At 67.5% G+C, this 24,602-nt stretch carries 20 protein-coding genes; 8 read left to right on the top strand and 12 right to left on the bottom strand.

Annotation, left to right across the window (positions count from 1 at the left end):
* Positions 1 to 25: 25 nt before the first annotated feature.
* Together AC1DCU_RS14660 and AC1DCU_RS14655 are read left to right on the top strand one after the other, a co-directional pair.
* Positions 26 to 853: an META and DUF4377 domain-containing protein gene (locus tag AC1DCU_RS14660; RefSeq protein ID WP_282280354.1), complete on the top strand. Its 828-nt coding sequence runs from the start codon at positions 26 to 28 to the stop codon at positions 851 to 853.
* Positions 853 to 1,476, top strand: a complete 624-nt coding sequence (locus tag AC1DCU_RS14655) for an META domain-containing protein (RefSeq protein ID WP_282280355.1) — start codon at positions 853 to 855, stop codon at positions 1,474 to 1,476. The genes AC1DCU_RS14660 and AC1DCU_RS14655 overlap by 1 nt, the downstream gene beginning before the upstream one ends.
* A 110-nt stretch (positions 1,477 to 1,586) precedes the next feature.
* On the opposite strand, the gene AC1DCU_RS14650 is transcribed toward AC1DCU_RS14655, so the two are convergent.
* The 9 genes from AC1DCU_RS14650 to AC1DCU_RS14610 form a co-directional block, all read right to left on the bottom strand.
* Entirely contained in the window at positions 1,587 to 2,198 is a 612-nt protein-coding gene (locus AC1DCU_RS14650; RefSeq protein ID WP_033832701.1) for a YbhB/YbcL family Raf kinase inhibitor-like protein, read from the bottom strand.
* 10 nt (positions 2,199 to 2,208) lie between these two features.
* Positions 2,209 to 4,287 (bottom strand): tetratricopeptide repeat protein, encoded by a 2,079-nt coding sequence (locus AC1DCU_RS14645; protein ID WP_154878994.1) that lies wholly within the window; start codon positions 4,285 to 4,287, stop codon positions 2,209 to 2,211.
* A 56-nt stretch (positions 4,288 to 4,343) separates the two neighbouring features.
* Positions 4,344 to 5,378 carry a YheT family hydrolase gene (locus AC1DCU_RS14640; protein WP_025875982.1) on the bottom strand — a complete coding sequence of 345 codons (1,035 nt, stop codon included), beginning with the start codon at positions 5,376 to 5,378 and terminating at the stop codon, positions 4,344 to 4,346.
* A 7-nt stretch (positions 5,379 to 5,385) separates the two neighbouring features.
* Complete coding sequence (locus AC1DCU_RS14635; protein WP_025875984.1) at positions 5,386 to 6,177, bottom strand: lysophospholipid acyltransferase family protein; 792 nt, start codon at positions 6,175 to 6,177, stop codon at positions 5,386 to 5,388.
* A 119-nt stretch (positions 6,178 to 6,296) separates the two neighbouring features.
* A complete protein-coding gene (locus AC1DCU_RS14630) occupies positions 6,297 to 6,731 on the bottom strand; it encodes a hotdog fold thioesterase (RefSeq protein ID WP_025875986.1) in 435 nt (144 codons plus the stop codon).
* A 10-nt stretch (positions 6,732 to 6,741) separates the two neighbouring features.
* Positions 6,742 to 8,799, bottom strand: a complete 2,058-nt coding sequence (locus AC1DCU_RS14625; RefSeq protein WP_032977998.1) for a phospholipase D family protein — start codon at positions 8,797 to 8,799, stop codon at positions 6,742 to 6,744.
* On the bottom strand, positions 8,796 to 9,413 hold the full coding sequence (locus AC1DCU_RS14620) for a YceI family protein (protein WP_025875990.1): 618 nt from the start codon (positions 9,411 to 9,413) through the stop codon (positions 8,796 to 8,798). Before AC1DCU_RS14620 ends, AC1DCU_RS14625 begins: the two co-directional genes overlap by 4 nt.
* 4 nt (positions 9,414 to 9,417) lie before the next feature.
* Positions 9,418 to 9,894, bottom strand: a complete 477-nt coding sequence (locus AC1DCU_RS14615; RefSeq protein ID WP_032977995.1) for a SixA phosphatase family protein — start codon at positions 9,892 to 9,894, stop codon at positions 9,418 to 9,420.
* Positions 9,895 to 9,931: 37 nt separating this feature from the next.
* Entirely contained in the window at positions 9,932 to 10,561 is a 630-nt protein-coding gene (locus AC1DCU_RS14610) for a ParA family protein (RefSeq protein ID WP_025875994.1), read from the bottom strand.
* Positions 10,562 to 10,684: 123 nt separating this feature from the next.
* On the opposite strand from AC1DCU_RS14610, the gene AC1DCU_RS14605 reads away from it, so the two are divergent.
* On the top strand, positions 10,685 to 12,169 hold the full coding sequence (locus tag AC1DCU_RS14605; RefSeq protein WP_025875996.1) for an AAA family ATPase: 1,485 nt from the start codon (positions 10,685 to 10,687) through the stop codon (positions 12,167 to 12,169).
* A gap of 49 nt (positions 12,170 to 12,218) precedes the next feature.
* On the opposite strand, the gene AC1DCU_RS14600 is transcribed toward AC1DCU_RS14605, so the two are convergent.
* Both AC1DCU_RS14600 and AC1DCU_RS14595 read right to left on the bottom strand, forming a co-directional pair.
* Positions 12,219 to 13,205 (bottom strand): hypothetical protein, encoded by a 987-nt coding sequence (locus AC1DCU_RS14600; RefSeq protein ID WP_032977992.1) that lies wholly within the window; start codon positions 13,203 to 13,205, stop codon positions 12,219 to 12,221.
* Between the two features lie 69 nt (positions 13,206 to 13,274).
* On the bottom strand, positions 13,275 to 13,910 hold the full coding sequence (locus tag AC1DCU_RS14595; RefSeq protein ID WP_313443967.1) for a tetratricopeptide repeat protein: 636 nt from the start codon (positions 13,908 to 13,910) through the stop codon (positions 13,275 to 13,277).
* A 171-nt stretch (positions 13,911 to 14,081) separates the two neighbouring features.
* On the opposite strand from AC1DCU_RS14595, the gene AC1DCU_RS14590 reads away from it, so the two are divergent.
* Positions 14,082 to 17,768 (top strand): indolepyruvate ferredoxin oxidoreductase family protein, encoded by a 3,687-nt coding sequence (locus AC1DCU_RS14590; protein ID WP_442251608.1) that lies wholly within the window; start codon positions 14,082 to 14,084, stop codon positions 17,766 to 17,768.
* 88 nt (positions 17,769 to 17,856) lie between these two features.
* Here AC1DCU_RS14590 and AC1DCU_RS14585 read toward each other — a convergent pair whose 3' ends face one another.
* Positions 17,857 to 18,471 carry a DUF938 domain-containing protein gene (locus AC1DCU_RS14585; RefSeq protein WP_442251607.1) on the bottom strand — a complete coding sequence of 205 codons (615 nt, stop codon included), beginning with the start codon at positions 18,469 to 18,471 and terminating at the stop codon, positions 17,857 to 17,859.
* Between the two features lie 770 nt (positions 18,472 to 19,241).
* Between AC1DCU_RS14585 and AC1DCU_RS14580 the strand changes: the two genes are divergently transcribed.
* From AC1DCU_RS14580 to AC1DCU_RS14565, 4 genes are read left to right on the top strand one after another with little or no spacing between them, the layout of a single operon-like run.
* Positions 19,242 to 20,873, top strand: coding sequence for a TldD/PmbA family protein (locus tag AC1DCU_RS14580; RefSeq protein WP_442251735.1), 1,632 nt, complete (start codon positions 19,242 to 19,244; stop codon positions 20,871 to 20,873).
* 27 nt (positions 20,874 to 20,900) lie between these two features.
* Positions 20,901 to 22,535 carry a TldD/PmbA family protein gene (locus tag AC1DCU_RS14575; RefSeq protein WP_442251734.1) on the top strand — a complete coding sequence of 545 codons (1,635 nt, stop codon included), beginning with the start codon at positions 20,901 to 20,903 and terminating at the stop codon, positions 22,533 to 22,535.
* Positions 22,536 to 22,556: 21 nt separating this feature from the next.
* Positions 22,557 to 23,891: a TldD/PmbA family protein gene (locus tag AC1DCU_RS14570; protein WP_025876012.1), complete on the top strand. Its 1,335-nt coding sequence runs from the start codon at positions 22,557 to 22,559 to the stop codon at positions 23,889 to 23,891.
* The gene (locus AC1DCU_RS14565; RefSeq protein ID WP_025876014.1) at positions 23,891 to 24,598 is read left to right on the top strand and encodes a DUF4159 domain-containing protein; all 708 of its coding nucleotides are present in this window, start codon (positions 23,891 to 23,893) and stop codon (positions 24,596 to 24,598) included. The genes AC1DCU_RS14570 and AC1DCU_RS14565 overlap by 1 nt, the downstream gene beginning before the upstream one ends.
* The last annotated feature ends 4 nt before the right edge of the window (positions 24,599 to 24,602 follow it).

Here is a 24,602-nt window from a genome sequence, read left to right as displayed (position 1 = left end):
CCTCGGTTCCCCAAGGAGAATCACCATGAACCGCAAGCTCACCCTGCTCCTCCCGCTGGCCCTGCTGGCCGCCTGCAGCCAGACCCCTGCCCCGGCCGGTACCGGCGGTGACGATCTGGCCCCGGCCGCGGCCAAGGCCGGCGACCAGAAGGCGCTGGCACACCTGGATGCGCAGCGCCTGCAGAGCCAGCACTGGCTGCTGCAGCAGGCCACCGCGGCCGATGGCAAGCGCATCGATGCGCTGTTTGCCCGCGCAGACAAGCCGGTCACCCTGGACTTCGTTGATGGCCGCCTGTCGGTCAGCAACACCTGCAACCGCATGGGCGGCGGTTACACCCTGGCCGATGGCAAGCTGAGCGTGAGCGCGATGGCCTCGACCATGATGGCCTGCACCGACAAAGCGCTGATGGCGCTGGACGAAGCCGTCTCCAGCCGTCTGCAGGGCGAACTGAAGGCCGAACAGGATGCCAACGGCGTGCTGACCCTGACCACCGCCAAGGGCGACGTGCTGGTGTTCAACCCGGAACCGACCGCTGAAACGCGCTATGGCGGCGCCGGCGAAACCGTGTTCCTGGAAGTGGCTGCGAAGACCGAGAAGTGCTCGCACCCGCTGATCCCGGATTACCAGTGCCTGCAGGTGCGCGAAGTGAAGTTCGACGACAAGGGCCTGAAGCAGGGCGAGCCGGGCAAGTTCGAGAACTTCTACGGCAACATCGAGGGTTACACCCACGAAGACGGCGTGCGCAACGTGGTGCGTGTGAAGCGCTACGAAGTGAAGAACCCGCCGGCCGATGCGCCGTCGCAGGCGTACGTGCTGGACATGGTGGTCGAGTCGGCCATCGAGAAGAAGTAATGCAGGAGGGCGGCCGCGAGGTCGCCCTTCTTCGTTGTGGGCAGGGCCGGCCTCTGGCCGGCGGCTGCACACAGCTCAGGCGACCTGCGGAACATGCCGGCCAGCGGTCGGCACTACCCACATGCATCAGGGAGATCGGCATGAAACGGACGTACATGCTCACACTGGCCTGGCTGGCCATCGGCATTGGCATTGGCATTGGCATTGGCAGCAGTGCACGCGCCGCCAGCACACCCACCACCGACCAGCTTGAAGCCCATCCGTGGCAGCTCACGCGCGCCACCGACGCGCAGGGCAAGCGTATCGACGCGTTGTTCGTCAGGGGCCGGGCGCCGTACACGCTGCGCTTCCAGCCCGGCTACATGAGCGAGTTGAACCTGTGCAACCAGGCCAGCAGTCATTACCACCTGCAGGACGACCGGCTGATCCTGGAGAGCGGCATCCGGACCACCGCGCTGTGCATCAATCCCAAGGTGGATGCGCAGGAACGGCGAGCCGAAACGCTGTTTCACGGTCGCGATACCGCACCCACCCTCGCGTTGGACGACACCGGTGCGTTGGTCGTGCGCAATGCCAAGGGCGAAGTGCTGGTGTTCAAACCCGCGCCGCTGCCGGCGAAATGAAGAGGGCGGCCACTGGCCGCCCTTCTTCGCTGGTGGGTAGAGCCGGCCGCTGGCCGGCTGCCACGTACAGCGGATGCCGGCCAGCGGCCGGCACTACCCGAAGGCTGTTATCAGGCCAACGCCGGGTTCAACGTGTAGGTGCCGTGCAGCGCCGCTTCGGCCAGTACGTGGCCGTGCATTGCACGGTACGCATCGGCGGCGGTGAAGCGTTCGGGCAACGACAGCGTGGTCACATCCAGCGCGAACACACGGAAGAAATAGCGGTGCACGCGCTCGTCGTTGAACGGCGGGTACGGGCCGTCGTAGCCGAGGTAATCACCGGCCATGTCCGGATTGCCGGCGAACCAGCCGGTGAAATCATTCAGGCCCTGGCGGCTGCCGGCCGGGCCGGCCGGCGCGGTCTTGCCCTTCACCACGAAACCATCGCTGCAGCTGCCAGCGGCGATCTCCTGCACCGAAGCCGGAATGTCGGCCATCACCCAGTGCACGAAATCGCAGCGCGGCTGATCGCGCGGCACGCTCATGTCATCGCGGCCGACCGTTTCCGGCACCGTTGGCACGTCCGGGTCCACGCACACCAGCAGGAACGAGCGGGTGCCATCGGGCACACCGCTCCAGGCCAGGTGCGGGTTGCGGTCGGGGGCGAAGCCGGCGGCATCGCCGGCGGCGAACTCACGGTCGATCGGCGCACCGTTGACCAGGCTGTGACTGCTCAGTTGCATCAGATGCTCCTCACTCTTCCGGGTAACCCAAGCGCACCGCGACCGGGGTGAGCTGGGCGAACGCGGCGCCCATCACGTCGCGATACCTGCGCCAGTGGCCGGCAGGCAGGCGCGGTGCACCCAGCTGTGCAGCCGGCGGCATCGGACGCCCGAACACGCGGCCCAGCAGGTCGGCCATCGCATGTGCATCGTTGCCGATGTCGTCGATGCGCAGCAGCACGTGCGGATACAGGTCTTCCTCGTGCAGCGCGGCGATCTGGGTCAGCGAACGCACCAGCCACTGGCTGGCTTCGGCCATCGAGGTCATCGCCAGCGGAGCGGCGGCACCATAGGCGATCCAGTCCAGCAGCATGTCGCGCGGGTCGCGCAGCACCAGCAGCAGGCGACCCTGCGGCAGCTGCGGGCGCAATGCCCACAACAGCGCGTTGTCCCACCACAGCAGCCAGTCGATCACGGTGTCACTTTCCAGGCCGCGGGCGGGCAGGTGCTCGCGCCAACGCTCGACCAGGCGTTCCGGGCTCAGCACGCCCGACGCCAGGTCCTGCAGCGTGTTGTAGTTCTGGAAGGCATCGTCCGGTGGCGTGGCGGTGTAACGATCACTGCGCAGCACCGGGCTGGCAGCGGCCAGGCCGGTTGCCACCCGCTCCACGCCCGAACCCGGGGCGCCCCACAGGAAGATCGGCGCCGAGCCGCTGTCGCGCGTCGCTTCGTCGATGCTGGCCATCTCCGGCCAGCTCGGCGGTGCCTTGGCCTGCGGCGGCAACGGCAGCCGCTGCGAAGCCTGGTCGGTCTGCAGCGCCATCCACGTACGCAGCGCTTCTTCCGGCTGCCCGGCGCGATCCTGGATCTCGCCCAGCCAGGTCCGCAGATCAGCGCGGTGTCCCTCCGGTGCCTGTGCGATCAGGGCCTGCACGCGCTCCACGGCGGCGGCCGGGTCACGCTGCAGCAGCCCCTCGACGCGACGGCTTTCACCGCTGACGCGGCCCGGTTCCAGGGTGGTGATGCGCTCGGCGATGGCTTCGCCCTGCTCATGCTCGCCGGCCATGTCATGCAGGCGCATGCGCGCTTCCAGCGCCGGCAGGTGGCCGGGCATCGCTGCCATCCAGCGCTCCACGACGGCTACGGCGCCGGCACTGCCGACGTCTTCCACGGCCAGTCGTGCCAGCCACAGGTCATGCAGCTGGTCATTGCTTTCCAGAGCGTCATCCAGGCGTGTGCGGGCTTCATCTTCGCGGCCCAGGCGCTGCCAGGACATCAGCAGCAGCTGCAGCACCTGGCGATCACCCTGCAGCGATTCCAGAAGCGGCAGCAGGTGCTCCAGCGCCTGCAGCGGCTGGCCACTGCGCAGTGCCAGTTCGCCGGCCAGGCGGCGCATCGGCGGCACGTCCAGCTCCGGCTCCTGCAGCGCCTGCTGCATTGCCTCGGCGGCGGCCTCCACGTTGCCCTGGCGCAAGGCCAGCTGCACCACCATGCCGTGCAGCGAGGACATCTTCGGGTTCAACGCCAGCACGCGACGGAACGCCTGCTCGGCAAACGCCAGCATGTCCTTGCCCAGATAGGCAAAGCCCAGTGCGTACAGCACGCGGGTATCGTCCGGCAGCGCCTGGCTGGCCGCCGACAACAGGGCCAGCGCACGGTCGGCGTCGCCGCGGCGCAGCGCGACCATGCCATCGATGGTCAGCAGTTCCGGATGGTCCGGCTCCAGCCGCGAGGCCAGGGTCGACAGCCGCTGGGCCTCGTCGAAATCATTGCGGCCCACCGCCAGGTGCGCCTGCATCAGGTAAGCCGGGAAGGCGTTGGGGTCCAGCCCGGTGGTGCGCAGCAGGGCTTCATCGGCACCGTCGAACTGGCGCAGTGCCAGCAGCAGGCCGGCGTGCTGCAGGTGCAGCTGCGCATCATCGGGGGCCAGCTGCAGCGCCTGCTGCAACGCCTCCATCGCGGCCTCGGCCTGGCCCTGCTGCTGCAGCGCAAGCGCCAGCCAGCGGTGGGCCTCGGCCTTGCCGGGTTCGTCACGGGTCCACGCCTGGGCCAGCTGCACGGCCTGGCCGGCATCGTTCTGGCGCAACGCTTGGAGGATCTGGTCTTGCATGGCCGTCCGGTTCAAGGTCAAACCCGCATTGTAGCGGGCCGCGCGCCGGTGCCGGTTCAGCCCGGCAGGACCCGCCGCAGGCGCTGTGCGACCCAGCGCTCGGAGAACCCATCGCCGCGCCAGTTTTCCAGGAAGCCACAGTGGCCGCCCCAGCAGGCGGTTTCCAGCCGCGCCTGCTGCGGCAGCTGCCAGTCGCGGAAGGTCGCGTAGGGGATCACCGGATCGTCCTGCGCCATCAGGATGTCAGCAGGTACCTGCAGCGTGGACAGGCGGTCGCCGGCGATGGAGTAGCCATCGAAATAGGCCTGCAACGAACCGAACGTGGTGTGCCGCTCGACCAGCCAGGCGGTCAGCGAACGGATGTCCATGTTCAGCACACGGTCGTCGCAGTCGCTCAGTTCGGGGAACAGATCGCGCTTGCGCCGCAGCGAGCCGGCCCACTTGCGGCGGAAGTACCAGTCGTACATCGCCGGGCCGTTCTCGATGTTCTCCATGGTCAGCCCGGGGTCGAGCACCGGGCAGACCGCGGCCACGTGCTGCAGCGGTACACCGGCGGCCGGTGCGCGCAGGGCCAGCCGCAGCACGAAGTTGCCACCCAGCGAGTAGCCGGCTGCAACCAGCGGCAGATCGGGCCAGCGCTGGGCGACATCGCCTGCGGCGTGCACCACTTCGTCGATGAGGTTGGAGTGGAAGATGCCGGGATTGAGATGATGGGTGTTGCCGTGGTCGCGGAAATTCAGCCGCACCACGTCGAACCCCTGCTCCAGCATGCGGGCAGCGGCCATGCGCATGTAGCTGGATTCGGCGCTGCCTTCCCAGCCGTGCAGCAGCAGGGCGATGCCGCGCGGTTCGCGCCCTTCGACATGGCTGTGCCAACCCTGCAGGCGCACACCTTCGCCACCATCGAGGATCAGCTCCTCGCTGACCGCGCCGGTGGCGGCCAGCAGCAGCAGGCCGCGCTGCAGGCGCATGCGGCTGGAGCTGAGCATCGACTGCAGGTGCGGATTGCGCAGCCAGCGCGGCGGCTGATAGTCGGACGCGGTGAGCATCGGCGCATCAGCGTCGAGGGTCGGTGGCGGAGACACGGCCACCCTCGCCTCAATCCCCGCTCATGGCCGCCACGATGCGCGCGCGCGAAGTTTCCGCGATGCGCCGACGGCCTTCCAGGTCCTGGGTGCCGATCGGCTCCAGGAAATGCACTTCGGTATGCCGCGCCGGCTCACCGAGCAGGCGCAGGAAATTGGCGAAGAAACTCTCGCCCGGGCCGAAGGCCACGATGGTCTGTGCATCCCCGCGCACGCCGTAGATCAGCGCCACCGGCTGCACCGGCACGCTGGTTTCGACGGCGGCCTGGAAGATGCGCGCATGGAACGGGCCAACGTCATGGCCGCCGCGGGTACGCCCTTCCGGGAACACGCCTACCGCCTTGCCGGCGCGCAGGCGGTCGGCCATCACCTGCATCACCCCACCGAGCGATTCGGTGTTGCCACGCTGGTGGAAAATGGTCTGGCCGCGCGCGGCAAGCCAACCGACCACCGGCCAGCTGGCGATCTCGCGCTTGGCGACAAAGCCCATCATGCGCTGGCTGTGCAGGATGGAGATATCGACCCAGCTGACATGGTTGGCGACGAACAGCACTGCGCCCGGCAGCGGCTGGCCGACGCGCGACAGGCGGAAGCCGAAGATCCACATCAGGCCGCCCTGCCACCAGTTCACTACCTTGGCGCCGAAGGTAGCATCGCCCACGCGCAGCTCGCCCCATGGCGGAAGCATGCCGATCAGGATCAGCGGCAGGAACACGGTGATGTGGACCAACAGCAGCGGTACGCGGTACAGGTAACGGCACACACGCGCCACGCCGCCGCGGGGGGCCGGAGTGGGGGAAGTCATCCACGCACGATACCGGAGGGCTGCCATCGCTGCCAGCCGAATTCGGCCATAAGTCTCATTGACGGCGGCCATCGGTGGGGAACGCTGGGTTCCGCCGCCGTCACCGATGCCGCGACGGCTCAACCGTGCCCGGCCGCCACCACGGCCAGGGTCAGCCGCGAGATGCAGACCAGCCGGCCCTGCTCGTCCTCGATGCGGATTTCCCACAGCTGGGTGCTGCGGCCCACGTGCACCGCGCGCGCGGTGCCGGTGACCGTACCCGAACGCACGGCGCGTACGTGGTTGGCGTTGATCTCCAGGCCCACGCAGACCTGCTTGGCGGTATCCACGCAGAGGTTGCCGGCGCTGCTGCCGAGGGTTTCGGCCAGCACCACCGAGGCGCCACCGTGCAGGATGCCGTACGGCTGGCGGGTGCGCTCATCCACCGGCATGGTCGCCTGCAGCCAGTCCTCGCCAGCGGCGCTGAAGACGATGCCGAGAGTATCGATGGCGGTATTGCGGCTGAGTGCGTTGAGCTGCTCGATGGAAACGGCTTCGCGGAATACCTGGGTCATGCGGCTACCTTCAGAGGATGGGAACGAGGCCGGCGCCGAATGCGGTCAGCATGCGCACCAGCAGCCACTTCGGCCCGACATTGACCTCGGGGAAGTCGCCCACCGCGACATAGCAGCGGTGGAAATCGGCGCTCTGCCGCGGCAGTGGCTGCGGGCAGTCCGGGCCGGGCTTGAACTCGTAGTCGGTGGCATAGCGCCACGGCCAGAAGTCGAGGATCGGCAGCGCCTCGGAGGCCTTGCCGACGCTGTAGTTCAGGCCGGACAGGACCGGCGGCTTGGCACGCGGCGCCACCGTCCAGGAGTTCTGCGGGTGGGTATCGCGCAGGATGCTCTGGGCCAGCTGCTCGGCGAAGGTCGGATCGTCGATGATCACCGCGCCTTCGGTGTTGTAGTTCTCGCTGCGCGGATCGAAGTTGTGGGTGCCGACCACGCCGATGCGGCGGTCGACCACCAGCGACTTGGCATGCAGGCCCATGCGCGCGCCCTTGCGGGTGACCGGCAGCGGCTTGTTGACCGCCTTGCTGCCCAGGAACGAGGGGCGCGTTTCGGTACGCAGCAGGCGGGTCTCGACTTCGCTGCCGGCAGCACGCCGGCGCGCACGGGCATTCTCATACGCACTGCCGGTACGCGGATGGATCACCCGCGCCGGCCGGTCGTCCACATCCGCAGCGGCCACCGCATCACCACCACTACCGCCACCGGCATTGCTGCCCGCCGCGCTGCCACCGAGCAGCGGATTGCGGCCGGTATCGCTGCCCGGCGCTGCGATCGGGTCGGGCAGCAGGTTGCGGTAATCGACCGGGGCATCCAGCGGGAACGGCTTGAATTCGAAGATGTTGAAGCCCAGCTCGCGCATGTTGCGCCGCTTGTACTTGTAGGACAGCGCATACACGATCGGGTTGTCGGTGGCGGCCAGGCTGTTGCTGGATACCACCACGCGCGGCGGCTGCGGGCGCTTGCGCAGCTCGCGGAACAGTTTCTGTGCCGGCTTGGACAGCACCAGGTAGGGCGTCTGCAGGATCACTTCGTGCTGCGCACTGGAGATCAGTGCATCCAGCTGCGGCTCGGTGACATGCTGCCCGGCCAGTGGGGCGTCGGCGCGCTCACGCCGGTGCTTGCGCGGCAGATCGGCCACATAGCGCACCGAGGCGACCGGCAGGGCGGTATCCACGAACGAACGGGTGACGAAGGCGACGTCGTTGGCTTCCTCGCTGACCCGCTCCACCCGCTCGGGCCTGCGGAACTGCGCCGGCGGCAGCAGCGGCACGCCCTGCTTGAGCAGGGTACGGCCGACATCGTTCAGGCGCTCGGCCGGCACGCTGCGCTGCGCGCGCCAGAAGGCATCGAAGTTGGCCGCCATCGCGCGTGCTTCGGGGCCGGCGATCAGCACGTCACGGTCGCGGAAGTTGTATTCGCGGTCCCAGTCGTAATAGTCGTCCTGGTAGTTGCGCCCACCGACCACGCCGATCGCATCGTCAACCACCAGCAGCTTGTTGTGCATGCGCTGGTTGAAGCGGCGGAAGCAGCACAGCACGCTGCCGGCATAGTCGAAGTAGTTCAGACGGGCCTTGCCGAAGGTCGGGTTGTAGACCCGCAGCTGGAAGTTCTCGTGGGCACCGGCCAGTGCGCCGAGGATCTGCAGGTCGGAGATCGCCGAAAGCTGGTCGATCAGCAGCCGCACCTTCACCCCGCGCCGCGACGCCGCCAGCAGCTCGTCGATGACCAGGCGGGCGCTGTCGTCCTTGTCGAAGATGTAGGTCTGCAGGTCGATGCTGCGGGTGGCGCTGCGCAGCAGGTTCAGGCGCGCGACCAGCGCACCTTCGCCCTCGTCCAGCAGGGTGGCGTAGTGCCGCGGCTGGTCCGGGGTCGATTCGCTGAACGCCCGGCCGGCCAGTGCCCGCAGGGGCGAATCCAGCGCGCAGCGGTCGGCCTGCTGGCAATCGACCTGGGTCGAGCGCGCCTGCACGGCAATCGCCTCGGCGCGATCACGCTGGGCATGCGACAGCGACGCGCAGCCGCTGCCCAGCAACACGGTTGCCAGCGCCAATACACGCAGCAAGGGATTCACGGTTTCGGCGCCTCGCTGAGGCGCGCACGCAATACGAAAGTCACTCGGTCACTCAAGGCAAGCTGCCAGCTGTCCATGCCATACCGACCTCGTTGCACGGTACCGCGGCTGACGACGTCGCAATCATAGCCGGGTCGGGCACATTCCGCTTTCTCGACCTTGAGCGTCTCCGGATGGCTGACCCCGCGCAGGGTCAGCCGGCCGTCGATACCGCCGCCCTCGGCAACCGTCTCCGGCCAGTACGGCAGCGAGTCGAACTCCACGAACGGGTAACGGCCGGCATCGAAGAACTCGGGGCCGCGCATCCAGCCGGTATAGCGGTCCTTGCCGGGAATCTCCACGGTGCGGGTGAACATCTTCAGGTGGACCTGGTGGCGGCCATCGGACAGCACCTCGATACGCCCCTCGAAACGGGGGAACACGCCCTCGATGCGCTGGCCGAAGCGGGTGCGGACTTCGAAACCGATCTGCGAGCGCACCACATCCAGCTGCAGCGTACGCGGCGGTTCGGCCACGACCGCCGGCAGCGCGGTCGGTGGCGGTGCGGCAGCCCAGGCCGGGCCGATGGCCAGAACGACTGGCAGCAGACAGCGGCCCGGCAACGCCAACCTCATCGGCTCACGGCCACCAGAAGGCGTTCAGGCTGGCCACGCCCGGCTCGATCGTCGCCTCGCGGGCGAACCCGAGCACGGCCACGCCGCCCGGCGGCATGCCACGGTAATCACTGCTGGTGCCATCGGTCATCAGCGCCACCAGCTGCTCCAGCCCGGGGTTGTGGCCGACGATCAGCACCCGGTCCAGGTCACGGCGCTCGTCCACCAGCGCGGCCAGGGTGCCGGGGGTGGCCTCGTAGATGCGGTCTTCCAGGCGCTTTTCGACATAGCCGATGGCTGCCATCACCGCTTCCAGGGTTTCGCGGGTCCGCCGCGACGGTGAACACAGCACGCAGTCCGGCAGCAGGTTGTTCTCCTTCAGCCACTTGCCGGCGGCTTCGGCTTCAGCGAGCCCCACCGGCGACAACGGCCGGTCGAGGTCGGCCTGGCCGGTGGTGGCCGGTTCGGCGTGGGCGTGGCGGAGCAGGATCAGTTCGCGCATTGCGGGATTCCAATGAAGGGATGGAGACCTACGGCTGTTACAGCTTCAGCCAGGACAACAGGGGTTCCCAGTCGGCCTGGTGCTCGCGCACCTGGGCGGAGCGGTAATCGAAAAGACTGCGGCCCAGGCCGGTCATGACCACATAGCTCTGGCTGTCGCGCAGCTGGGCGACCACCGGATAGGGCCAGTCAGCCAGCATCTGCAGGGCCTGCTGCGAGGTCTGGGTCCAGGGCTTGGTGCGGTTCAGCACCAGCCCGACCGGCAGCTTGCGGCTGTGCACGCGCGGTACCTGGGCCAGGCTGTTGAGGAAGCCGACGATGGCTTCGATGTCCAGTGCCGAGGGCAGCACCGGCACCACCACGGCATCGGCAGCGTCGAGGAAATGCGGGATATCGTCGGCCAGCGCGCCGGCCGGTGCATCGATCACCACGGTATCGGTACCATCGGGCAGCTTCTGCGCCCATTGCTTCTTGCGGTACACGTCGATCGGCAGTACCGCGCTTTCCAGCCCGGCCCGGCGCTGTGCCCAGCGGGTGCTGGAGCCCTGCGGGTCGGCATCGGCGATCACCGTGGCCTTGCCTTGCAATGCCGCGTACGCGGCCAGGTGGGTGGCGATGGTGGTCTTGCCCACCCCGCCCTTGGAACCGGCCACCAGGATCGTCTTCATGCCAGCCTCGCTTCCGGGTACGTGCCCCGAGCGTACACCGCCGATGGTGACGGAAGGTAGAGCCGTGCTGAACCAGTGCCCCCGGCCTTTGCTATCGTGGCGCCCCCGAAGGATCGAACCGCCATGAGCGAACTGCAGGACCTGAGCGCACTGATCCGCGCCAACACGCCGTTGATCGTGGTCGAGACCCAGGATGAGGGTCGCATCGTCGAGCTGTTCCGGCAGACGCTGATGCATGTCTGGCGGGCCCTGCACCGCTGGTCGATCACCGAAGGCCTGCGCCGCATCGACCTGGAGCGCGAGGACGAGCCGGTCGGTCCGCCCGATGCCAGTGCCGCATTGCAGATGATCCGCCAGGCCGACCAGCGCGGCGTGTACCTGCTGCTCGATTTCCACCCCTACCTGGGCTACGCCAGCCACCAGCGTGCCCTGCGCGACCTGATCCAGCGCCGCCACAGCGAACCGCACGTGCTGGTGCTGATCGGCGCCAAGGTGGAACTGCCCGCCGAACTGGAAGCCCTGGCGGTGCGCTTCAACCCGCGCCTGCCCGACGCCAATGCACTGCTGAAGATGCTGCGCGAGGAAGCCGATGCCTATGCACGCGAACACGGCGGGCGCCGGGTGGAAGTGGACAGCGAGGCGGTCAAGAAGATCCTGAAGAACCTGCAGGGCCTGAGCCTGGTCGATGCGCGGCGCATCGCGCGGCAGCTGATCTATGCCGATGGCGCGCTGCGCGACGACGACCTGCCGCAGTTGGCGCGGCTGAAGTTCGAGCTGCTCAACCGCAGCGGCCACCTGTTCTTTGAACATGACAGCGCGCGCTTCGGCGATGTGGCTGGCGCCAACCGGCTCAAGCGCTGGATCAACCAGCGTCGCGTCGCCTTCATCGCCGGCTCGGCACCGGCCGGGCTGGACCCGCCGCGCGGCATGCTGCTGCTGGGCGTGCAGGGCTGCGGCAAGTCGATGCTGGCCAAGGCCACCGCCGCCGGCTTCGGCGTGCCGCTGCTGCGCCTGGACGTGGGCGCGCTGTACAACAAGTACCACGGCGAGACCGAAGCCAACCTGCGCCAGGCACTGGCCTCGGCCGAGCAGCTGGCGCCGTGCGTGCTGTGGATGGATGAGATCGAAAAGGGCCTGGCCACCGGCACCGAGGATGGCGGCGTGTCGCGCCGCGTGCTCGGCTACCTGCTGACCTGGATGGCCGAGCGCAAGGCGCCGGTGTTCATCGTGGCCACCGCCAACCAGGTGCACGAGCTGCCGGCCGAGCTGCTGCGCAAGGGCCGCTTCGACGAGATCTTCTTCGTCGACCTGCCCTCGGCCGATGTGCGCGTGGAACTGCTGCGGCTGCACCTGGGACGGCGCCAGCTCAATGCCGACGACTTCGCGCTGCCCGCACTGGCCGCAGCGGCCAACGGGTTTTCCGGTGCGGAAATCGAGCAGGCGATCGTGGCCGGGCTGTATTCGGCGCATGCCGAAGGCCGGCCACTGGATACCGAACTGCTGATGGGCGAGATCCGCACGACACGGCCGTTGTCGGTGCTGATGGCCGAGCAGGTGGCGGCGTTGCGGGAATGGGCGTCGGGGCGCACGGTGTCCGCGGACGACTGAAGGTCGCCGCCACCGCGTCCATCCACGCAGGGCGTGGATTCCCTGTCGGTCAGGGTGCGGTGTCTGGGCTCCAGCCAGCGGGCGGGGTCAGCGGCAGACCGTTTTCCTGCAACAGGCGGCTGATGGCTGCCGTCGTGCCTTCGCGCGCGGCGCGCTGCAGGTAGCCGGCGGGCAGCCCCCGCCGCCGCGCACTCAGCTGTTGCCACTGCAGCCAGTCAAGTGCGCGCTGGGCATCAGGATCGGCGGGCACCAGCCGCAGTGCCAGTTCCTGCAGACCCAGATCGCCACTGGCTGTCATCTGCGTGGCCAGCCTCCTGCACGTTGCGCTGTGCTGTGCCTGCCCGCACAGCGCAATGCCGGCGAAGTCCCACAAGGTGCGTTCCTCCAGCGACCCCAGCAGGGCGTCTTCGACGATCTGCCGCGGGCTGCGGTCCGCCTCCTCCAGCGGCGTGTCGGACAACGACACCCCTGCCAGCGCCTGCAGCTGCATCGCCAGCAGCCGCCGCGTCCCATCACCGAACGGTTGCCGTTCCGCGGCGGCGCGCAGCTGCTGTGTCGCCATGCCGACTTCTTCCAACCGCCAGGCCACCTGCACCGCCTGCCACGCGCCCTCGCCGTTGTCCTGATCGTCCGCACGCTGCGCCTCCAGCAGTGCCGGCAACAGCCCGGCACCTGTGGGCGCAGCCGTGGGCAAGCCAAGATTGCGACCGACGGGGTCACCGCAGGTGAGCGTGCCCTGGCACAGCCGCAACAGGCGGTGGCGGTGGAAGCGGTGCGCTGGCGCGGCCTGCCAGGCGTCCAGGAAAACCGGCGTGAGTGCATCGGCATCGGTCAGGCGCTGGCCATCGGCCTTTACGCCCAATGCCAGCGACAACTCGGCCCCCTGCCAGCGCTCGGCCGGGACATCGCTGGCCTGCAGGGCGGCGATGCGGGTGACGACCGGCTGCAGCCAGTCCGGCACGGACCGGTCCTGAGCATTCAGCCCCCCTGGCAGCAGCAGCGACAGGAACAACAGCAAGGTAGCGCGTTGGCGCATCCGGAGCTCATGGCAGCGAAGGGCCAACCATTGTAGGCCCCCTTGCACGCCGCCAGCGGCCGGCCGCTGTCAGGGCCAGGCTGGAGGCGCGGCCAGCCAGGCCTGCTGTACTTCGGCCAACGTCGCGCGTTCGTCGTCGCGCCATTGCGGCAACAGCTGCGCGTAATGGCTGCTGTCGCGCCATTGCCCCGGCTCGGTCCGTACGGCGGCGGCATACCACTTCACCGCCTCCTGCTGCTGGCCGGCCCGCCACAGCGCCAACGCATAGCTCGGCGGTACCCAGCCCGGATTGCTGCGCAGGGTGCTGGCAGCGGCCTGCCACTGTTCCAGCGCGGCCAGCGCCTGGCCCTGCCGCAACAGGTCCCAGCCATAGTTCCAGCGTACGCTGCGGCCCAGCGCGCTCTGCACCGGCGCCTCGGCCAGTGCCTCGCGATAGAGCTTGTCGCCCAGTTCCGCGCGCCCCTGCGCGATGGCCACCGACGCCAGCTGCGCCGTGGCTTCCAGCCCCTTGCGGCCACGCTCGCGATGCTTCAGCAGCTGTGCCACCAGGTCTTCGCCTTCACCCTGCACCACCGTGATCGGCGCGGCAGCGGCGTCGCTGTCGAAATAGAACTCCTGCGGTGCCGGCAATGCCGGCGCGGCCCACACAGTGGCCGCTCCCGAAACCAGCAACACGCCGGCCAGGAACTGTCCTGCAACTGACATCCCAATTCCCCCAAGGTTGAAACACCAACCCTCCCTCTCTCTCCCCGATCCTAACCCCAGCACGGCCCCGGCGCGAGTGCCGGGGRCCCTGGCCCCCCACTGTTACAATTCGCGCCTTTCCCGCCGCGTGCACCTGCGCGGCCGGTGCCAGCCGATCCTGACAGGCCAGCCATGACCAGTACCGCGCAACTCACCTCGCCCGCTTCCGCCGACCTGCTCGACCGTGATTACACGCTCGACCACAAGTACACCCGCAACGAAGGGCGGATCTACCTGAGTGGCGTGCAGGCGCTGGTGCGGCTGCCGCTGATGCAGCGCCTGCGCGACGAAGCTGCGGGCATCGACAGCGCCGGTTTCATCAGTGGCTATCGCGGCAGCCCGCTGGGCGGCTTCGACCTGGAACTGTGGCGCGCGCGCAAGCACCTGGAAACGGCCAAGGTGAAGTTCACCCCGGGCCTCAACGAGGACCTGGGCGCCACCATGGTGTGGGGTACCCAGCAGACCAACCTGTTCCCCGGTGCCAACGTGCAGGGCGTGTTCGGCATGTGGTACGGCAAGGGCCCGGGCGTGGACCGCTGCGGCGACGTGTTCAAGCACGCCAATGCCGCCGGCACGTCGCGCCATGGTGGTGTGCTGGCACTGGCCGCCGATGACCATGCCTGCCGCAGCTCGACCCTGCCGCATGGCAGCGAGGACGAATTCGTCAGCGCGATGATGCCGGTGCTGAACCCGGCCGGCGTGCAGGACATCCTCGACATGGGCCTGCTCGGCTGGGCGATGAGCCGTTACACCGGGCGTTGGGTCGGCTTCAAGACGATCGCCGAGACGGTGGAATCGTCGGCCTCGGTCGAGGTTGATCCGCTGGCCCGGCGCATCGTGCTGCCGGAGGACTTCGACATGCCCGCCGGCGGCCTCAACATCCGCTGGCCCGATCCGCCACTGGACCAGGAGATGCGCCTGCACCGCTATGCGGTGAAAGCCGCGCAGGCCTTCGCGCGTGCCAACGGCATCGACAAGGTGGTGATGGACGCGCCGCGTGCGCGGCTGGGCATCGTCACCACCGGCAAGAGCTACCTGGACGTGCTGCAGGCCCTGGAATACCTGGGCCTGGACGAGCAGGCCTGCGCCGACATCGGCATCCGCGTGTACAAGGTCGGCATGACCTGGCCGCTGGAACCGGAAGGCATCGCGCGCTTTGCGCAGGGCCTGGAAGACATCATCGTGGTGGAGGAGAAGCGTGCCTTCATCGAGCGCCAGATGAAGGAGCAGTTCTTCAACTGGCCAGCCAGCTGGGGCCAGCGCCCGTCCATCGTCGGCAAGTACGACGAGGCCGGCGAGTGGATCCTGCCGTCCACCGGCGAACTGACCCCGGCCACCATCGCCGGCGTGATCGGTCGCCGCATCCAGAAGTTCTTCAACAACGAATCCATCGAGCAGCGCCTGCAGTGGATGCAGGAGAAGGAAGCCGAGCTTGCGTTGCCGCGCGCCAGCTTCCCGCGCGTGCCGCACTACTGCTCCGGCTGCCCGCACAACACCTCCACCACCGTGCCGGACGGCTCGCGTGCGCTGGCCGGCATCGGTTGCCATTACATGGTGACCTGGATGGACCGCAGCACCGACACCTTCACCCACATGGGTGGCGAAGGCGTGACGTGGGCCGGGCAGGCCGCGTTCACCGACACCCAGCATGTGTTCCAGAACCTGGGCGACGGCACCTATTTCCATAGCGGTTCGCTGGCCATCCGCCAGGCGATCGCCGCCGGCGTCAACATCACCTACAAGATCCTCTACAACGACGCGGTGGCGATGACCGGCGGGCAGCCGGTGGACGGCCCGTTGAGCGTGCCGGACATCGCAAAGCAGATGCGGGCCGAGGGCATCCACACCATCATGGTGTTGTCGGACAACATCGCCAAGTGGACGCGCCAGCGCGAGCATTTCCCCAGCGACGTGGAGTTCCACGACCGCAGCGAGCTGGATGCGGTGCAGAAGCGCCTGCGCGAAGTGAAGGGTGTTTCGATCCTGATCTACGAACAGACGTGCGCCACCGAGAAGCGCCGCCGCCGCAAGCGCGGCAAGCTGGAAGACCCGGCCAAGCGGGTGATGATCAATTCGCTGGTCTGCGAAGGCTGCGGCGACTGCGGCAAGAAGAGTTTCTGCGTGTCGGTGCTGCCGAAGGAGACCGAGTTCGGTCGCAAGCGCGACATCGACCAGTCCAACTGCAACAAGGACTATTCCTGCGTCAACGGCTTCTGCCCGAGCTTCGTCACCGTGCACGGTGGGCAACCGCGCAAGGGCAGCAAGCGCGATGCCTCCACGCTGCTGGACAACCTGCCGGCACCGGTGGTGCGCGGCACCCTGGAGCAACCCTGGAACATCCTGATCACCGGCGTTGGCGGTACCGGCGTGGTGACCATCGGCGCCCTGCTGGGCATGGCCGGTCACCTTGAAGGCAAGGGCGCCTCGGTGCTCGACCAGACCGGCCTGGCGCAGAAGGGTGGCGCAGTGACCACGCACATCCGCATCGCCCGCCGCCCGGACGACATCCATGCGGTGCGCATCGCCGCTGGTGAAGCCGATCTGGTGCTGGGCTGCGACATGGTGGTGGTCAACGACTACTGGGCACTGTCGAAGGTACGCGCCGGCCGTTCGCAGATGGTGCTCAATACCTACGAAGCGATGCCGGGCACCTTCACCACCCGCCCGGACATGCAGTTCCCCGCCGCCGACATCATCGCCGGCGTGCGCGTGGCCCTGGGTGGCGAGGAGCCGCTGCTGCTGGACGCAACCCAGCTGGCCACCGCGCTGCTCGGCGATGCGATCGCCGCCAACCTGTTCATCCTCGGCTACGCCTGGCAGCAGGGCCTGGTGCCGCTGTCGTTCGAGTCGCTGATGCGCGCCATCGAACTCAACGGCGCGGCCGTGGCGATGAACCAGCAGGCCTTCGCCTGGGGCCGCCTGGCCGCGGTCGATCCGCAGGCCGTGCAGCAGGCCGCCGGCCTGGTGCGCAACCGCCACACCGACACCGAGAACACGCCGGGCCCGCTGCAGGCGCTGCCGCCGGGCGAATGGGAAGGCAACGAATGGGGCGCTACCGCCGCACCGCGCAACACTGGTGACGAGCGCGAGCTGCGCGGGCTGCCGACGCACGGTGGCGATGTCGCCTTCCTGCCGCTGGACGATGCGCGCCTGTCGCGCTCGCTGGACGAGATGATCGAGCGCCGCTCGGCCTTCCTGACCGACTACCAGGATGCGGCCTACGCCAACCGCTACCGCAGCCTGATCGAGCGCGTACGCGCGGCCGAAGCCGAGCGCATCGGCGGCTCCACCGCGTTGACCGAAACCGTGGCCCGCTACCTGTTCAAGCTGATGGCGTACAAGGACGAGTACGAAGTGGCGCGCCTGTACACCAGCGGCGACTTCCAGCGGCGCCTGCAGCAGCAGTTCGAAGGCGATTACCAGCTGCGCTTCCATCTGGCACCGCCGCTGTTCGCCAGGAAGGACGAACAGGGCCGGCTGCAGAAGAAGGAATACGGCCCGTGGATGTTCAAGGCGTTCGGCCTGCTGGCGAAGCTGAAGTTCCTGCGCGGTGGTCGCCTGGATGTGTTCGGCCGCACCGAAGAGCGTCGCATGGAGCGCCAGCTGATCACCGATTACGAGGCGACGGTGCAGCAGCTGATCGACGGACTGGATGACGACCGCCTGGCGCTGGCGGTGGAGATTGCCAGCGTGCCCGAGCACATCCGCGGCTTCGGCCACGTCAAGGAAGCGCACTTCGAGAAGGCCAAGGCCCGCGAAGCAGTGCTGCTGGCGCAGTGGCGCAACCCGAAGGCGCTGCATATCGTGCAGGTGGCGTAATAGTGGCAGGTGGTAGTGCCGGCCGTTGGCCGGCATCTGCCCTTCCCGGACAATGTGTTGCCGGCCAGCGGCCGGCACTACCGGTGATTCACCCCAACCGCCACAGCAGCAGGCGGTTGTTGGACGGCATCGCCGCATCCCCCAGGCGGGTAAAGCCGTTGTCGGCGGCCAGCGCCTGCACCGCTTCGCTATCGCGGATGCCGCTGCGCGGATCACGCGCCTTCAGCCACGCATCGAACTGCGCATTGCTGTCGCTGGTGTAGCGACCGCCGTAGTTGAACGGTCCGTACACCGCCAGCAGCGCGCCGTGGCGCAGCAGGGGGGGAAGTGCGGCAAACAACGCCTGCACATGCTCCCAGCTCATGATGTGCAGGGTATTGGCACTGAAGGCAGCGTCGAACGTGCTGCCTTCCGGCAAGCTCAGGCCGGGCGCTGGCGGCAGTTCCACCTGCAGCGCCACCGGCGGCAGCAGGTTCAGCAGCGCCGCCTCCGCGCGCCAGGCCTCGATGCCGGGCAGATGATCCGGATGGTCGCTGGGCTGCCAGCGCAGCCATGGCCAGCGCTCGGCGAAGAAGGCAGCATGCTGGCCGGTGCCGCTACCGATCTCCAGCACCCGGTGGCGATCTCCCATCCACGGGTCGAGCGCAGCGGCGATCGGTTCGCGGTTGCGTTCGCAGGCTTCTGAATACGGCTTGCTCGACATCGAGACGGCGTCCAGGCGGGGTCGGCTTCATTGTGCACGAGGGGGGTATTGCTCGGCAGGGCTGCGCCCTGCACCTGCAGAGGCCGGAGCGAGAGCAACGTCAAAAGGCGGCATTCCGTGGGTCGGCGGGGTGGATCCGGTTGCGGGGGACGCCGTGAATCCGTCCATGGAGGCTCGGTCGCGCCATCCATGGCGCTCACGCCCCCGCAACCGGATCCACCCCGCCTTCGACAGTTTTCCGCGATCTGCTGGAACGGCTCTTGGGGTCAGATCCGTTTTCCTGCGGAAAACGGATCTGACCCCAGATTTATTTCGATATCTGACAGATGTGTCGACCAAGGTCGACACCTACCAACAGCCGCGGAGATCTGTCAGAGGTGGGGCGGTGTGGGGTGGCAGGACCGTTGGCGCCATGGATGGCGCCATCGAGCCCCCAATGGGTGAGGGCGCTTTGCTTGCGAAGCATTGCTTCGCAAGCGCCCGAACGCACAGCCGCCAGCGGCTGGGCCGGCCTGGGGTTTACGGCGTGTCCTGCCACCCCACACCGCCCCGCCCACCCACGGAATGCCCGCTTTTGACGTTGACGTTGCTGCTGAGGTTGCCGGCCAGCGGCCGGCACTACCGCAGGTGCAGGGCTGCAAGCCCTGCCGAAACCCTCCCCGACCATGACTGCAGTCACTTGCCCGAATGTCCGCCGCTGGCGAAAGTCGAGGAGTTGACGTGATCGGATCGGTCCTTTGCCGGCCGCACGGAAGTGAGAGAGAGACGCTGTGCAACGACGTGAGTTCCTGGCATTTTCCGCTCTGGGCCTGGCGGGCCTGGCCCTGCCGCATTCGCGGCTGATCGCCGCCGAGCAGTTGCTGGCCCCGGTCGACCCGGCCAAGCGCCGGCGCCTGGCCGAGGTCGCCCTCGCTGCCGCGCGTTCGGCCAAGGCCAGCTACTGCGACGTGCGCATCGGGCGCTACCTCAACCAGTCGGTGATTACCCGCGAGCACCAGGTCGGCAACGTGACCAACCGCGAATCATCCGGTGTGGGCGTGCGGGTGATCGTCAACGGTGCGTGGGGTTTCGCCGCCACCCACCAGCAGACCGAAGCGGCGGTGCGCACCGCCGTCGAACAGGCCACCGCCATCGCCCGCGCCAATGCCAGCATCCAGTCCCGCCCGGTGCAGCTGGCGCCCACCCCGGCCGTCGGCGAGGTGCGTTGGCAGACACCCATCCGCCGCAATGCGATGGAAGTGCCGATCCAGGACAAGGTCGAGCTGCTGCTGGCGCTCAATGCGGCCGCGCTGAATGCGGGCGCCGACTACATCAATTCCACCCTGTTCCTGGTCAACGAACAGAAGTACTTCGCCTCCAGCGACGGCTCGTTCATCGACCAGGACATCCATCGCATCTGGCTGCCGTTCACCGCCACTGCCATCGACAAGGCCAGCGGCAAGTTCCGCACCCGTGCCGGCCTGTCCTCGCCTATGGGCATGGGCTACGAGTTCCTTGATGGCGATGCACGCGGCAAGGTGCAGCTGCCCGGTGGCATCACTGCGTACCGTGATTCCTATGACCCGGTCGAGGACGCCATCGCCGCCGCCCGCCAGGCGCGCGAGAAGCTGAAGGCGCCCTCGGTGAAGCCCGGCAAGTACGACCTGGTGCTGGATCCGTCCAACCTGTTCCTCACCATCCACGAGAATGTCGGCCACCCGCTGGAACTGGACCGCGTGCTCGGCTACGAGGCCAACTACGCCGGCACCAGCTTCGCCACCCTGGACAAGCGCGATGCCGGTTTCCGCTGGGGCAGCGACATCGTCACCTTCTTCGCCGACAAGACCCAGCCGGGCAGCCTCGGCGCGGTCGGCTACGACGACGAAGGGGTGAAGACCCAGCGCTGGGACCTGGTGCGCGACGGCATCCTGGTCGACTACCAGGCGACGCGCGATGAGGCCCACATCCTCGGCCGCGATGCCTCGCATGGCTGCAGCTATGCCGACTCGTGGTCCAGCGTGCAGTTCCAGCGCATGGCCAATGTCTCGCTGGCGCCGGGCAGGACACCGCTCAGCGTGGAGGACATGATCAAGGACGTGGAAAACGGCATCTACATCCACGGCCGCGGCTCGTACTCCATCGACCAGCAGCGCTACAACGCGCAGTTTGGCGGCCAGCTGTACTACCAGATCAGGAACGGAAAGATCACCGGCATGGTCGAGGATGCGGCCTACCAGATCCGCACGCCGGAGTTCTGGAACGCCTGCACCGCCATCTGCGATGAACGCGACTTCCGCCTTGGCGGTTCGTTCTTCGACGGCAAGGGCCAGCCCGGCCAGGTGTCGGCGGTCTCGCACGGTTCGTCCACCACCCGTTTCAACGGCATCAACATCATCAACACCGCGCGCAGTCTCGGCGTTTGAGCCACCCGTCCTTCATGGAGAGCAGCCTTGCACAGACGTGACTTCCTGGCCCTGACCGGGCTTACCGCTGGCGGCCTGATCGTGCCGTCGTTCTTCGGCAAGGCGATCGCCGCCGAGCAACTGCAGTCCAGCCTCGACCCTGCGCTGAAGAAGCGCCTGGCCGACGCCGCCCTGCAGGCCGCGCGCAGCGCCGGCGCCACCTACTGCGACGTGCGCATCGGCCGCTACCTGCGGCAGTTCGTGATCACCCGCGAGGACAAGGTGCAGAACGTGGTCAACACCGAGTCCACCGGTGTGGGCATCCGCGTGATCGTCAACGGCGCCTGGGGCTTTGCCGCCACCAATGCGCTCAGCACCGCCGACGTGGTCCGTGCCGCGCAGCAGGCCGCGGCGATCGCCAAGGCCAACGCGGGCGTGCAGACCGCGCCGGTGCAGCTGGCCAAGGCGCCGGGCGTGGGCGAGGTCAGCTGGAAGACGCCGATCCGCAAGAACGCGATGGAGGTGCCGATCAAGGAGAAGGTCGACCTGCTGCTGGACGTCAACGCCGCGGCGATGGGCGCCGGCGCCAGCTTCGTCAACTCGATGCTGTTCCTGGTGAACGAGCAGAAGTACTTCGCCTCCACCGACGGTTCCTACATCGACCAGGACGTGCACCGCATCTGGGCACCGATGACGATCACCGCCATCGACAAGGCCAGCGGCAAGTTCCGCACCCGCGAAGGCCTGTCCGCACCGATGGGCCTGGGCTACGAGTACCTCGATGGCGCGGCTGCCGGCAAGGTGCTCACGCCCAATGGCGTGGTCAACTACGGCTCGTCCTACGACATGAAGGAAGATGCCATCGCGGCGGCCAAGCAGGCGCAGGAGAAGCTGAAGGCGCCGTCGGTGAAGCCCGGTAAGTACGACCTGATCCTGGATCCGTCGCACACCTGGCTGACCATCCACGAGTCGATCGGCCACCCGCTGGAGCTGGACCGCGTGCTCGGCTACGAAGCCAACTACGCCGGCACCAGCTTCGCCACCCTGGACAAGCGCGAGCAGCATTTCCAGTACGGCAGCGAGCACGTGAACATCTTTGCCGACAAGACCCAGCCGGGCAGCCTCGGCGCGGTCGCGTACGACGATGAAGGCGTGAAGTGCAAGCGCTGGGACCTGATCAGCAACGGCAAGCTGGTCGACTACCAGACCATCCGCGACCAGGCCCACATCCTCGGCAAGACCGAATCCGATGGCTGCTGCTATGCCGACTCGTGGTCCAGCGTGCAGTTCCAGCGCATGGCCAACGTGTCGATGGCGCCGGGCAAGTCGCCGCTGAGCGTGTCGGACATGATCAAGGACGTGGAGAACGGTATCTACATCATCGGGGATGGTTCGTTCTCGATCGACCAGCAGCGCTACAACGCGCAGTTCGGCGGCCAGCTGTTCTACGAGATCAAGAACGGAAAGATCACCCGCATGCTCGAAGACGTGGCCTACCAGATCCGAACCCCGGAATTCTGGAATGCCTGCAGTGCCGTGGCCGATGAACGCGACTACCGCCTGGGCGGTTCGTTCTTCGATGGCAAGGGCCAGCCCGGCCAGGTTTCGGCGGTCTCGCACGGTTCGTCCACCGCGCGCTTCAACGGCATCAACGTCATCAACACCGCACGCAGCCTCGGCTGACCGGTCAGGAGCCCTTACACCATGAGTATCTTCACCGAAGCCCAGGCCAAGGCCATCCTCGACAAGGTCATCGCCCTGTCCAAGGCCGATGAGTGCACGGCCGTACTGGCCGGTTCCATCAACGGCAACATCCGTTTCGCCCTGAACAACGTGTCCACCAGCGGCATCGTCGACAACACCGAACTGGCCGTCACCGTGGCCTTCGGCAAGCGCGTGGGTACCGCCTCGATCAACGAGTTCGACGACGCGGCGCTGCAGCGCGTGGTGCGTCGCGCCGAAGACCTGGCCCGCCTGGCCCCGGAAAACCCGGAGTTCATGCCGGCCATCGGCAAGCAGACCTACCGCCCCAGCCCGACCTTCAGCGAATCCACCGCCGCCATCGATCCGGCCTTCCGCGCCAAGGTCGCCGCCGATTCGATCGCGCCGTGCCGTGGCAACGGGCTGATCGCTGCAGGCTTCCTCGAAGACGGCCAGGGTTTCTACGCCACCGCCAACAGCAATGGCAACTTCGGCTACCAGCGCACCACCAACTTCGACTACACCTGCACCGTGCGCACCGAAGACGGCCGTGGTTCGGGCTGGGTGGGTCGCAACCTGAAGGACGCTGCCGACTTCAAGGCCGACCAGGACATCCGCATCGCCATGCGCAAGGCGACCGAGTCGCAGGAAGCCAAGGCACTGGAACCCGGCAAGTACACGGTGATCCTGGAGCCGGCAGCAGCCGCCGGCCTGATCAGCTTCATGATGAACTTCTTCAGCGCACGCTCGGCCGATGAAGGGCGCAGCTTCCTGTCGAAGAAGGGCGGTGGCAACAAGCTGGGCGAGCAGGTCTACGATCCGCGCGTGAACATGCATGCCGACCCGTGGCACCCGGACGCGCCGGTGCTGCCGTGGGACAACGAGGGCATGCCGCGTGAGCGCATCGCCATCATCGAGAACGGCAAGGTCGCCAACCTCGACTACTCGCGCTTCTGGGCACAGAAGCAGGGCAAGACCGCCAAGGCCACGCCCGGCAACCTGCTGATGAGCGGTGGCGAGAAGAGCACCGCCGAACTGGTGCGCGGCACTCAGAAGGGCATCCTGGTCACCCGTACCTGGTACATCCGCATGGTCGATCCGCAGACCGTGCTGCTGACCGGCCTGACCCGCGATGGCACCTTCTACATCGAGAACGGGCAGATCAAGCATCCGGTGAAGAACTTCCGCTTCAACGAATCGCCGGTGATCATGCTCAACAACATCGAAGAGCTGGGCAAGCCGGTGCGCGTGGCCGGTGACGAGTCCAACTTCGTGATGATGATTCCGCCGATGAAGCTGCGCGATTTCACCTTTACCTCGTTGTCCGACGCGGTCTGATGGATCGACGGGCCTGCCTGCGCTGGTTGGCCGCTGCCGCTTCGGCGGCGGCGCTGCCGGCATGGGCGCAGGCAGGCCCGCGCAGTTCGCGCTACGACTTCTGGTTCACCCGCCTGCAGTACGACTCCGGCGACTGGGACGTGGACGCGCGCATGCCGTCCAACCTGATCACCTCGCTGATCGACTACACCTCCCTGCGGGTGGACCCGCAGGAACGCGTGGTGGCGTTGGCCGATCCGCGCATGCTGGAAGCGCCGTTCTGCTACCTGGCCGGGCACACCCTGGTCGAGTTCAACGCGGCCGAACGGCAGAACTTCGTGCGCTACGTGCGCAATGGCGGCTTCGTCTTCGTCGACGACTGCAACCACGATATCGACGGCCTGTTCGCCACCTCGTTCGAAGCGCAGATGGGCCGGCTGTTCGGGCCGAAGGCGCTGCAGAAACTGCCCAACAGCCACGCGCTGTACCGCAGCTTCTTCCGCTTCCCCGACGGCCCGCCCGCGACCAGCTTCGAGCTCAACGGCTGGGGCGATGACCTGGTGCACGACTACCTGAAAGGCATCGAGGTCGATGGCCGGCTGGGTCTGCTCTACAGCAACAAGGATTACGGCTGCGAGTGGGACTACGACTGGCGCAACAAGCGTTTCCTGGCCGAAGACAACACCCGCTTCGGCGTCAACATCGTGATGTACGCATTGAACAATTGAACGG

The organism is Stenotrophomonas sp. 10L48, assembly GCF_056395105.1.
Note: the sequence above shows the minus strand (reverse complement) of the source record. Positions and strands in the feature narration are given on the sequence as shown.

Coding starts and splice junctions, on each gene's coding strand:
- AC1DCU_RS14660 (WP_282280354.1), top strand. CDS start 26: ATGAACCGCAAGCTCACCCTGCTCCTCCCGCTGGCCCTGCTGGCCGCC.
- AC1DCU_RS14655 (WP_282280355.1), top strand. CDS start 853: ATGCAGGAGGGCGGCCGCGAGGTCGCCCTTCTTCGTTGTGGGCAGGGC.
- AC1DCU_RS14650 (WP_033832701.1), bottom strand. CDS start 2,198: ATGCAACTGAGCAGTCACAGCCTGGTCAACGGTGCGCCGATCGACCGT.
- AC1DCU_RS14645 (WP_154878994.1), bottom strand. CDS start 4,287: ATGCAAGACCAGATCCTCCAAGCGTTGCGCCAGAACGATGCCGGCCAG.
- AC1DCU_RS14635 (WP_025875984.1), bottom strand. CDS start 6,177: ATGACTTCCCCCACTCCGGCCCCCCGCGGCGGCGTGGCGCGTGTGTGC.
- AC1DCU_RS14630 (WP_025875986.1), bottom strand. CDS start 6,731: ATGACCCAGGTATTCCGCGAAGCCGTTTCCATCGAGCAGCTCAACGCA.
- AC1DCU_RS14620 (WP_025875990.1), bottom strand. CDS start 9,413: ATGAGGTTGGCGTTGCCGGGCCGCTGTCTGCTGCCAGTCGTTCTGGCC.
- AC1DCU_RS14615 (WP_032977995.1), bottom strand. CDS start 9,894: ATGCGCGAACTGATCCTGCTCCGCCACGCCCACGCCGAACCGGCCACC.
- AC1DCU_RS14610 (WP_025875994.1), bottom strand. CDS start 10,561: ATGAAGACGATCCTGGTGGCCGGTTCCAAGGGCGGGGTGGGCAAGACC.
- AC1DCU_RS14605 (WP_025875996.1), top strand. CDS start 10,685: ATGAGCGAACTGCAGGACCTGAGCGCACTGATCCGCGCCAACACGCCG.
- AC1DCU_RS14600 (WP_032977992.1), bottom strand. CDS start 13,205: ATGCGCCAACGCGCTACCTTGCTGTTGTTCCTGTCGCTGCTGCTGCCA.
- AC1DCU_RS14595 (WP_313443967.1), bottom strand. CDS start 13,910: ATGTCAGTTGCAGGACAGTTCCTGGCCGGCGTGTTGCTGGTTTCGGGA.
- AC1DCU_RS14590 (WP_442251608.1), top strand. CDS start 14,082: ATGACCAGTACCGCGCAACTCACCTCGCCCGCTTCCGCCGACCTGCTC.
- AC1DCU_RS14585 (WP_442251607.1), bottom strand. CDS start 18,471: ATGTCGAGCAAGCCGTATTCAGAAGCCTGCGAACGCAACCGCGAACCG.
- AC1DCU_RS14570 (WP_025876012.1), top strand. CDS start 22,557: ATGAGTATCTTCACCGAAGCCCAGGCCAAGGCCATCCTCGACAAGGTC.
- AC1DCU_RS14565 (WP_025876014.1), top strand. CDS start 23,891: ATGGATCGACGGGCCTGCCTGCGCTGGTTGGCCGCTGCCGCTTCGGCG.